The sequence below is a fragment of the Mycobacterium sp. 1423905.2 genome, assembly GCF_001673155.1.
In the GTDB taxonomy this organism is placed as follows: Bacteria; Actinomycetota; Actinomycetes; order Mycobacteriales; family Mycobacteriaceae; genus Mycobacterium.
Map to the genome: position 1 here is coordinate 1 of NZ_LZLE01000261.1, position 698 is coordinate 698.

Annotated in this window: 1 protein-coding gene; it reads right to left on the reverse strand. The window is 59.3% G+C overall.

All coding sequences use genetic code 11. The annotated features are described in order from the left end of the window. Positions 1-698 (reverse strand): class I SAM-dependent methyltransferase (locus A9W95_RS17255; RefSeq protein ID WP_067415255.1); only part of this gene is annotated, 698 nt, incomplete at both ends.

Genomic DNA, 698 nt, shown 5'->3' on the forward strand with positions numbered 1-698 from the left:
GTGTAGCCCTGGCGGAACAGCTTCGCGCAGCCGGTCAGGTACTTCATGTAGCGGTCGTAGACCTCTTGCGACTGGATCCTGATGGCCGCTTCCTTGTGAGCCACCAGATTTGCCGCCCACATATTGAGAGTCCGCTCGTAGTGCTCACCCAGTAATTGCACCTTCTCGACCGAGAATCCGGCGGGCTCAGCGAATGTGAAAATATCTTCCTGGGTCGGCAGCTGGCCGCCCGGAAAAATCTCGGTGCCGATGAATCGCGCGAATCTCACGTCGCTCATCGTCAGCTTGATGCCGAGTGCGGGCATCTGCTGCCATTGATAGGTCAAAATGGTGTGCAACAACATCCGACCGTCTTCGGGCAGAATGTGGTGGGCGCGTTCAAAAAACGCCGGCCACCGGTCGGCCTTGAACGCCTCGAAGGCACCAATGCTGACGATCCGGTCGACCCTGTCGTCGAATTCCTCCCAGCCCTGTAGCCGGACTTCGACGCTACGCTCGGTGGGGATGGCGGCCATTTTGGCCTTACTGTAGGCAAACTGGTTGCGACTCAGCGTGATCCCGATCACGTTGACGTCATACTTCTCGATCGCCCGCTGCAGCGCTCCCCCCCAGCCGCAACCGATGTCGAGCAGCGTCATCCCCGGCTCGAGATTCAATTTGCCCAGCGCCAGGTCGAACTTCGCATTCTGCGCCTCTTC